We start from the raw sequence: 8,946 nt of genomic DNA on the forward strand, positions 1-8,946 counted from the left end.
GCCCGGGTGCTCATCGGACCGCGTTTCCGGTGAGCACCACGCAGTACCCCTGCACCACCCACCCCTCGCTCCCAACCGCAGAACGTCCATGTGAAGGATGAGGTAACCATGTCGAAGACCCGAGTCGTCATCACTGGGCTCGGAGCCACGACCCCGCTCGGGGGCGACGTGGCCAGCTCCTGGGAAGGGCTGCTGGCCGGCCGCTCCGGCGCCCGGCGGCTGACCGACGACTGGGTGCAGAACCTGGCGGTCCAGATCGCCGCACCGGCCGCGGTCGAGCCGACCGAGGTCCTGGAGCGGGTCAAGGCCCGCCGCCTGGACCGTACGGCGCAGCTCGCGGTCGTGGCCGCCCGCCAGGCCTGGGCCGACTCCGGCCTGGAGGACTCCGGGCTGGACAAGGAGCGGCTCGGTGTCGCGGTCGCCTCCGGGATCGGCGGCCTGCACACCACGCTGTCGAACTACGACGCCCTGCAGCAGAACCCGCGGCGCGTGTCCCCGCTCGCGATCCCGATGCTGATGCCGAACTCGTCGGCGGCGTACGTGTCGCTGGAGCTCGGCGCGAAGGCCGGCGTCCACACCCCGGTCTCGGCCTGCGCGTCCGGCAACGAGGCGATCTGGCTCGGCCTCGACCAGATCCGGCTCGGCCGCGCGGACGTGGTCGTCGCCGGCGGCTCCGAGGGCGCGATCATGGCGCTGCCGCTGGCCGCGTTCGGGATGATGCAGGCGCTCAGCAAGCGCAACGACGAGCCGGAGAAGGCGTCCCGCCCGTGGGACGTGGACCGGGACGGCTTCCTGCTCGGTGAGGGCGCCGGGATCCTGATCCTGGAGTCGTACGAGCACGCGAAGGCGCGCGGCGCGAAGATCTACGCCGAGCTCGCCGGTGCCGGGATCTCCGCCGACGGGCACGACATCGCGCAGCCCGACCCGACCGGTTCCGGAGCCCGCCGGGCGATGGAACGGGCGCTGTCCGAAGGCGACCTGACCCCGGCCGACATCGTGCACATCAACGCGCACGCCACCTCGACGCCGCAGGGCGACATCGCGGAGTCGCTCGCGATCCGGCAGGCGCTCGGCAAGCACGCCGACCACGCCGTTGCCACCGCGCCGAAGTCGATGATCGGCCACCTGCTCGGCGGCGCCGGCGCGGTCGAGTCGGTCGCCACCGTGCTGGCCCTGCACCACCGGGTGTCGCCGCCGACCATCAACGTCGACAAGCTCGACGACCAGATCGAACTGGACGTCGCGACCGAGCAGCGCAAGCTGCCGGACGGCGACATCGCGGCCCTGAACAACTCCTTCGGCTTCGGCGGCCACAACGCCGCCATCGCCTTCAAGTCGGTGTAAGTGGTGTCCGGTGATCCTGCGCCGTAGCGGAGAGGTGCTCGGTGCGGCGGATGCCGCGCCGAGTGCCCGCGACACCACCTAGCACGCCGTCCGCCGCTCGGCGGAACACCGCCGGGCGGCAGCTGAGTTCCTTCACATCCTCGGAGGACCGCATGACCACGACCGCGCCGGCGAAGCCGGCCAAGCTCCCCCGGGAACTCGACCCCCGCAACCCCGTGACCCGGCTGACGAATCTGCTCGATCCCGGCAGCCTGGAGCTGGTCACGCCGGACAACCTGTCCGGGATGGTTGCCGCCCGCGGAACCGTCGAGGGTGCTCCGGTGGTCGCGTTCTGTTCGGACGCGACCGTGATGGGCGGCGCGATGGGTGACGAGGGGTGTGACGTCGTCGTCCGGGCGTACGAGCTGGCCCGCGCGGAGCAGGTGCCGATCATCGGGCTCTGGCACTCCGGCGGCGCCCGGCTCGCCGAGGGTGTGCTCAGCCTGCACGCGGTCGGCAAGATCTTCTACGCGATGACGCAGGCGTCCGGGAAGATCCCGCAGTTGTCCGTCGTGCTCGGCCCGGCCGCGGGCGGCGCGGCGTACGGACCGGCACTCACCGACATCGTCATCCTCGGACCCGAGGGCCGGATCTTCGTCACCGGGCCGGACGTGGTCCGTTCGGTGACCGGCGAGGACGTCGACATGCTCCGGCTCGGCGGTCCCGAGCCGCACGGCCGGCGCTCCGGGGTCGTGCACATCACCACCGACTCCGAGGCGGCCGCGCTCGAACAGGCCCGGCGCCTCACCGACCTGCTCGCGAACCAGGGCACGATGGCGACCGACATCCCGGACACCGACCTGTCCGGATTCCTGCCCGAGTCGGCCAAACGCGCGTACGACGTACACCCGCTGGTCGGCGGCGTACTCGACTCCGACGCCGGGCCTTCAGGAGTCGAACTCCACCAGCGCTGGGCGCCGAACATCGTCACCACGCTCGGCCGGCTCGGCGGCCGCACGGTCGGCGTGATCGCGAACAACCCGCTGCGGCTCGGCGGTTGCCTGGACGCGCTGTCGGCCGAGAAGGCGTCCCGGTTCGTGCGGATGTGCGACGCGTTCGGCGTACCGCTGGTCGTGCTGGTCGACGTACCGGGTTATCTGCCCGGCGTGGGTCAGGAGTGGGACGGTGTCGTACGGCGCGGCGCGAAGCTGCTGCACGCGTTCGCGGAGGCCGTCGTACCGCGGGTGACGCTGGTGACCCGGAAGACGTACGGCGGGGCGTACATCGCGATGAACGCCCGTTCGCTCGGCGCCACCCGGGTGTTCGCCTGGCCGCGGGCCGAGGTCGCGGTGATGGGCGCCGTGGCCGCCGTCCGCGTGCTGCACCGGCGCAAGCTCGCCGAGGTGGACCCGGAGCTGCGCCCGCAGGTCGAGGCCGAGCTCGCCGCCGAACACGAGAAGATTGCCGGGGGCATCGATCGGGCCCGGGAGATCGGCGTCGTCGACGAGGTGGTGGAACCCACCCGTACCCGGACCGCGCTGGCGACCGCACTCGCGAAGGCCGCGGCGGACGGTCCACGCCGTGGTGCCCACGGCAACATTCCGCTGTAGACAGCTGAAGGGCGCGAACCCTGAGGTTCGCGCCCTTCACGTGGTGCGGCCGCTGTTGTTGACAACCACCGGGGGTGTCCCGACACCCGGTGGCCCAGCGGCCACGGCCCCTCCCACCCTTGTAGAACGTCTGATGCTCAGTCTCACCGAAAAGTTCGGCGAAGTCGCCGTACTTCACGGCTTTCTTCTCAAGTTCTCAGGATCTGTTCACACGACCTGGTGGAGCCAGCGCACGGGCGCGCCGTCGCCCGCGTAACGGAAGGGTTCGAGTTCGTCGTCCCACGGGCGGCCGAGCAGCCGCTCGACCTCCTCGGTCAGGTCGGCCTCGCCGGCGGCCGCCTTCAGCATCGCCGCCTTCAGCCGCTCCTCCGGCACCATGATGTCGCCGTGCACGCCGGTGGTCGCGTGGAAGATGCCGAGCTCGGGCGTGAACGAGTACCGCTCGCCCTCGGCGCCGTTGCTCGGCTCCTCGGTGACCTCGAACCGCAGCTTCTGCCACCCGCGCAGGGCGGATGCCAGCTTGGCCGCGGTACCGGCCTCGGCCTGCCAGGACAGCTCGGCCCGGTACGTGCCCTGGGCCGCTGGTTGCGGCGTCCAATCCAGTTTCACGGGCACGCCAAGGATGCCGCCCGCGGCCCACTCGACATGCGGGCACAACGCTGACGGCACCGTGTGGACGTACAGAACGCCACGAGTCGTCGCCACCGGGACCTCCTGTGCTCGAGGGGCGCCTTCCCCAGCGTTCTCGAACAATCTTGTCGATCTCGGTGCTACCAGTCTCTCAGGGCATCACAAGACGACCCGCGAAACTCTGGACCATCTTGCACCACCACCCCCGCGAACACCAGTAACCTCGCCGTGTCAACCACATCACGGTCGTGTCGCTCATCCGACCCGCCCCGGCAGTTCGGCAGCGTAGGCCTCGACGGCCCGCTGCTGATCCTTGAGCATCTTGCGCTGCCAGAGCCGGATCACCGCGTCCGGCCGCCCGGACACGTTGCGGATCCGGTACGTCACCTCGGTGCCGTTCTCGCCGTACGGCGTGAACGTGTACTCGCCGCGGTACCAGAACTGCCCCTGCATGCCCACGGTGGCGCCGTCGACGTCCACGGAGACATCTGCCGGGTCGCCGAGCAGGGCCCGGCAGCGCTCCTCGGTGAGGAACGGCCGCAGCTGCTCGAACGGCACGTCCGCGACCGCTGTGGCGGTCCCCAGCAGGCCCATGACGGCAGGCCCGTTACGGGAAGCGGGAGGCCAGCGCGATGCAGGCGCCGGCGGCCGCGAGCGTGAACAGCATCGCGATACCGGCGTACCGGGCGGTGACCTCCTTGTCGACCTCGTCGTACCCGACCGAGGAGCCGATGTTCTTGTAGACGTCCTTCAGCTCACCGGCCGACTCCGCGGTGTACGCCTGGCCGCCGGTCATCTCGGCGATGCTGCGCAGCTCCGCGCGGTCCGGTGGCACCCGCTGCCGGATGCCGTCCATCTCGATGAACCCGGAGTCGGTGCCGAAGCAGATCGTGTACACCGGGGTGTTCTTCGCCTTCGCCGCCTGCGCGCCCTCCTGGGCGGTCCGGCCGACGGTGCGCTTGCCGTCCGACAGCATCACGATCCGGGCCGGGGCCGGGTCGTTCGGGTGCGCCGGGTCCGGCGGCACCTGGGTGAGCGCCTGCAGCGAGGTGAAGATGCCCTCACCGGTGGCGGTCGACTCGGCCAGCTCGAGCCCGTCGATCGAGCGGTCCACGGTGGACCGGTCGGTGGTCGGCGGCACGATGATCGACGCCGTACCGGCGAAGTTGACCAGCGCCACGTTGAACTTCGGCGGCAGGTTGTTGACGAACTCCTTCGCCGACTCCTTGGCCGCCTCCAGCCGGTTCGGGTCGATGTCGGTGGCCATCATCGACAGCGAGACGTCGATCGCGACCACGATCGTGGCCCGCTCGCGCGGCACCTTGACCTTGGTCTTCGGCTGCGCGAACGCCAGGATGCAGCTCAGCGCGGCCAGCAGCGCCAGCCCGACGGCCAGGTGCCGCCGCCACTGCGGGCGCCGCGGCGCGACCCGGTCGAGCAGCGCGATGTTCGTGAACCGCAGCGCGTACTGCGAGCGGCGGTGCTGGAGGAAGAGGTACCCCGCGAGGATCAGCGGGATCAGGATCAGGAACCACAGTCTGGCCGGAGACAGGAACTCCATCAGCGAGCCACTCCCTTCGGCGGTTGGTGCAGGCGGGGCGCCACCCGCCGGTAGGCGAGCACGAACCGGACGGTGTCGGCGACCCAGTCCCGGTCGGTCCGCAGTACCAGATGTCCCGCACCTACCCTACGCAGAGCGGCGCGGGTTCGTTCCCGCTGTGCGAGGGCGGCGACCTCGAAGGCTTCCCGGATCTTGCGCCGCCGGGTGTCGATCTCGCGGACCTCGCCGGTCTCCGGGTCACCGATCGTGACGACGCCGATGTTCGGCAGCTCCAGCTCGCGCGGGTCGACGATCTCGACCGCGAGCACCTGGTGCTGGGCGGTCAGCTTGCGCATCGCCCGCTCCCAGGACGGCTCGATCTGGCTGGCCACCTCGCCGTCCTGCGGGGTCAGGAAGTCCGACACGATCACCCGCAGCCCGCGCTTGCGCTGCGTCCGGGCCATCGACTCCAGCGCCGCCGCCAAGTCGCTGCGGTGCGCCTCCTCGTCACCCTTGAACTGCTCGGCCAGCAGCGCCCGGAGCAGCCCGTACAGCGCCAGTCGCCCGGAGCGGGCCGGCCAGCGGCGCAGCGCCGAGTCGCGCAGCATCAGCCCGCCGAACCGGTCGCCGAGCCGGTGGGTCAGGAACCCGACGGTGGCGACCGCGGCGACGGCCAGCTCCCGCTTCTCGAGTCGCGACGTACCGAAGTCCATCGAGGCGGACAGGTCGACCAGCGCCCAGGTCTCCAGCTCGCGGTCGGCGATCAGGTCCCGGGTGTGCGGGATCGTGGTACGGGCGGTGACGGCCCAGTCCATCCGGCGTACGTCGTCGCCGACCTGGTACTCCCGGGCCTCGGCCAGCTCGGTACCGGGCCCGGGCAGCAGCCCGAGGTGCTCACCGTGCAGGTAGCCCTCCAGCCGCCGTACGACGGTCAGTTCCAGCCGCCGCAGCGCGCGCTCGGGAGCGAGCTGCGAGATCGTCATCGCAGCCCGTGGATCGGGACGGTTGGCCATCAGTTCTCCGGGCCGGAGGGTGCCGAGGTGCTTGCGGCGGTCGGGTGCACTAGACGAACTCCGGGCGGCCGGTGCCGTCGGCGCCGTCGCGCCAGACCGGCTGCGGCGGCGGGACGGTGGCCAGGATCCGCTCGATCACGGCCCGCGGGTCGATGTTGTCCGCGACCGCGTCGAAGGTCAGGCCGAGCCGGTGGCCCATCACGTCCAGCGCGACCGTCTGGACGTCGCTCGGCAGCAGGTAGTCGCGGCCGTGGATCAGCGCCAGCGCCCGCCCGGCCGAGATCAGGCCGAGGGTCGCGCGCGGGCTCACGCCGAGCTCGATGATCGGCTCCAGGTCCGGCAGGTGGAAGTCGGTCGGCGTCCGGGTCGCCATCACCAGGCGGACGGCGTACTCCGCGACCAGGTTGTGCACGAACACCTGCTCCGCGGACCGCTGCAGCTCGAGGATCGTCTCCGGCTTCAGCACCTGCCGCGCCGCCGGCGGGTCGACGCTCATCCGGCGGAGGATCTCGAACTCCTCGTGGCCGCGCGGATGCGGTACGTCGATCTTCACCAGGAACCGGTCCCGCTGCGCCTCCGGCAGCGGGTAGACGCCCTCGGACTCGATCGGGTTCTGGGTGGCGATCACGATGAACGGCTTCGGCATCGGGAAGGTCTGGCCGCCGATCGACACCTGCTGCTCGGCCATCAGCTCCAGCATCGCGGACTGCACCTTGGCCGGCGCCCGGTTGACCTCGTCGGCGAGCACGAAGTTCACGAACGTCGGGCCGAGCTCGATGTCGAAGGTCTCCCGGGTCTGCCGGTAGATCCGGGTACCGACGATGTCGGAGGGGACCAGGTCCGGGGTGAACTGGATCCGGGCGAAGCTGCCGCCGACCACGCTGGCGAACGTCCGGACGGCGAGCGTCTTGGCGACGCCCGGAACCCCCTCGAGCAGGCAGTGGCCCTTGGCCAGCAACGACACCATCAGGGTCTCGACCATGTGCTCCTGGCCGACGATCACCCGCTTGACCTCGCCGACGGCCTCGCCGATCAGCCGGGACTGCTGGGCCACCGTTCCCGCCGGCGCCGTGGTTTCGGTCATGCCTGTCCTTCCGGGGCCCGCACCCGGGCCATGTCAATCACCGTCGTTCCCCACTTCGCAACCCGGCCATTCCATCAGATCACCGGGGCCAGCGCCTCCGGCGCCCCGTCCCATCCTGCCCCCGGTGCCCAAATCCGGCACCGCGGACCGCGCGGCAGGCGCCGGTTGCGACAGTGCTACCGGCGATGTGGTGGGATTGGGGTGATGACCGCGACCGAATCCCAGCCCGCCGTGCAGCCGGACGACCGGCCTGCGCTGGAGATTCCGGATGCCCTGCCGCTGCAACCGGAGGACCCGCCGCGGGTCGGCGAGTTCTGGCTCCGCGGCCGGCTCGGGGCGAACGCGGCCGGCTTCCTGTACACCGCCGCCACCGAGGACGGCCGGGATGCGATCGTCGCGATGATGACCGAGGGCTCCGCCGACGACGCCGCCGCCCGGGAGCGCTTCGTGCACGCCGTCGACGAGCTGCCGGACGACGCCGTACTGGCGCACAACGGCTCCGACGACGGCGATCTCGCGCTCTGGGCGGCGTTCGGGCCGATCCGCGCCGACGACGGGTCCAGCGCGGCGGCCGACGAGCGGCTGCTCGCCGAACGCCGCGGCGAGGACGTCCTGTCCGCGGTCCTGATGGACCGGATCCCGCAGCCCGGGAAGCTCCGCGGCCCGGACTTCCGGCACTACTGGGAGAACCGGCGCCGCCCCGGCCTGTTCCGGATCTGGCCGCTGCCGTGGCCGAACGCGCTGCGCCCCGCGTCGCGCTGGGCGCTGGCGTTCGCGCTGCTGACGATGGCGCTGATCATGGCGCTCGCGGTGTTCCTCGCGTGGCTGCTGTTCCGGCACGCGGCGCCGCTCGAGCCGGAACCCGTCATCCCGACACCGAGCAGCACCACCACGGTCACGGTCACGCCGACCACACCGCCGCCCGGCACCGGCTCCACCACCGGGCCCACGCCCCCGTCGGTGACGCCGACCACCGGCATCCCGACGCCGGAACCTTCCGGGTCGGGCAGCATCCCTACGACTCCGGGGTCGAAGCTTTAGCTCTGCTTCGTCCGGAGGTTGATCAGGCCGAGGAGGCTGATCACCGCCCAGCTGCCCTCGAGGAGCAGGAAGCCCCAGGAGAGCTGGACGGCCGCGATCGTTGCCAGCACCCCCGATCCGAGCAGGTTCAGCAGCTGGTAGGTGACCGTACGCTGCTGCAGGCGCCCGGCCTGAGCAGCGGCGAAGGCGATCAGAATGGTGACCGCACCAACGATTTCGAGAACATCGAGCGCGTGCATGAGGACGGCCCCCTCCCGTGAGGGCTGGGCGTCGTCTTGTCGGACCGGGTACGACGCCGCTCGTCCGGGGAGCCGCTGGACCGCGAACTCCTACTCCGAGGATAGCAAGCGGATCAGCTCCGGGTCCTTCCAGAGCCGCTCCGGCACCGGCTGCCGCACGAGCCTCGCGTCGGCGCGGATCTCCGCCGGGGAGGCGGCGCTGATCAGTACGGAGGTGACGGCCGGGTGGCGGCTCGGATACGCCAGCGCCGCCTGCGGAAGCGAGACGCCGTACCGCTCGCAGACCGCGGTGATCCGACGGGCGCGCACGGTGTCGGGATGCAGTACGAGCGCACCGGCAACGATCACGGACACACCCCGCGCCAAACACCGATCAAGCAACGGCTGCGCCTCCTGGTCGAGCAACGAGTAATGCCCCGTCAGCAGCACACAATCCACCTCAACCTCCCCCACCACCTCCCCCATC

General features: G+C 71.2%; 9 protein-coding genes, 1 pseudogene and 1 riboswitch. Of the genes and pseudogenes, 3 read left to right on the forward strand and 7 right to left on the reverse strand.

From position 1 onward, the window contains the following. Positions 1-108 precede the first annotated feature (108 nt). Positions 109-1,344 carry a beta-ketoacyl-ACP synthase II gene (gene fabF, locus VFF46_RS20375; protein WP_325038751.1) on the forward strand — a complete coding sequence of 412 codons (1,236 nt, stop codon included), beginning with the start codon at positions 109-111 and terminating at the stop codon, positions 1,342-1,344. Between the two features lie 152 nt (positions 1,345-1,496). After that, on the forward strand, positions 1,497-2,933 hold the full coding sequence (locus VFF46_RS20380) for a carboxyl transferase domain-containing protein (protein WP_325038752.1): 1,437 nt from the start codon (positions 1,497-1,499) through the stop codon (positions 2,931-2,933). 207 nt (positions 2,934-3,140) lie between these two features. Here the strand turns inward: VFF46_RS20380 and VFF46_RS20385 are convergent, their stop codons facing one another. The 5 genes from VFF46_RS20385 to VFF46_RS20405 all read right to left on the reverse strand — a co-directional run bounded on the left by VFF46_RS20385 (position 3,141) and on the right by VFF46_RS20405 (position 7,200). Then, on the reverse strand, positions 3,141-3,638 hold the full coding sequence (locus VFF46_RS20385) for a DUF3145 domain-containing protein (RefSeq protein WP_325038753.1): 498 nt from the start codon (positions 3,636-3,638) through the stop codon (positions 3,141-3,143). A gap of 180 nt (positions 3,639-3,818) precedes the next feature. Further along, on the reverse strand, positions 3,819-4,157 hold the full coding sequence (locus VFF46_RS20390) for a hypothetical protein (RefSeq protein ID WP_325038754.1): 339 nt from the start codon (positions 4,155-4,157) through the stop codon (positions 3,819-3,821). Positions 4,158-4,170: 13 nt separating this feature from the next. Then, the gene (locus VFF46_RS20395; RefSeq protein ID WP_325038755.1) at positions 4,171-5,124 is read right to left on the reverse strand and encodes a VWA domain-containing protein; all 954 of its coding nucleotides are present in this window, start codon (positions 5,122-5,124) and stop codon (positions 4,171-4,173) included. Next, the gene (locus VFF46_RS20400; protein WP_325038756.1) at positions 5,124-6,116 is read right to left on the reverse strand and encodes a DUF58 domain-containing protein; all 993 of its coding nucleotides are present in this window, start codon (positions 6,114-6,116) and stop codon (positions 5,124-5,126) included. Before VFF46_RS20400 ends, VFF46_RS20395 begins: the two co-directional genes overlap by 1 nt. 49 nt (positions 6,117-6,165) lie before the next feature. Next, positions 6,166-7,200 carry an AAA family ATPase gene (locus tag VFF46_RS20405; protein ID WP_325038757.1) on the reverse strand — a complete coding sequence of 345 codons (1,035 nt, stop codon included), beginning with the start codon at positions 7,198-7,200 and terminating at the stop codon, positions 6,166-6,168. Between the two features lie 204 nt (positions 7,201-7,404). Here VFF46_RS20405 and VFF46_RS20410 point away from each other — a divergent pair, with 204 nt between their 5' ends. Further along, positions 7,405-8,241, forward strand: a complete 837-nt coding sequence (locus VFF46_RS20410; RefSeq protein WP_325038758.1) for a hypothetical protein — start codon at positions 7,405-7,407, stop codon at positions 8,239-8,241. On the opposite strand, the gene VFF46_RS20415 is transcribed toward VFF46_RS20410, so the two are convergent. Both VFF46_RS20415 and VFF46_RS20420 read right to left on the reverse strand, forming a co-directional pair. Next, positions 8,238-8,480, reverse strand: coding sequence for a CBU_0592 family membrane protein (locus VFF46_RS20415; protein ID WP_325038759.1), 243 nt, complete (start codon positions 8,478-8,480; stop codon positions 8,238-8,240). The genes VFF46_RS20410 and VFF46_RS20415 overlap by 4 nt on opposite strands. Before the next feature lie 25 nt (positions 8,481-8,505). Continuing rightward, a riboswitch (guanidine-III (ykkC-III) riboswitch) is annotated at positions 8,506-8,567 on the reverse strand. Between the two features lie 3 nt (positions 8,568-8,570). Next, positions 8,571-8,946, reverse strand: a pseudogene (locus tag VFF46_RS20420) (hypothetical protein); the annotation flags it as partial.

Origin of the sequence: Kribbella sp., assembly GCF_035655035.1 — a bacterium.
In the GTDB taxonomy this organism is placed as follows: Bacteria; Actinomycetota; Actinomycetes; order Propionibacteriales; family Kribbellaceae; genus Kribbella.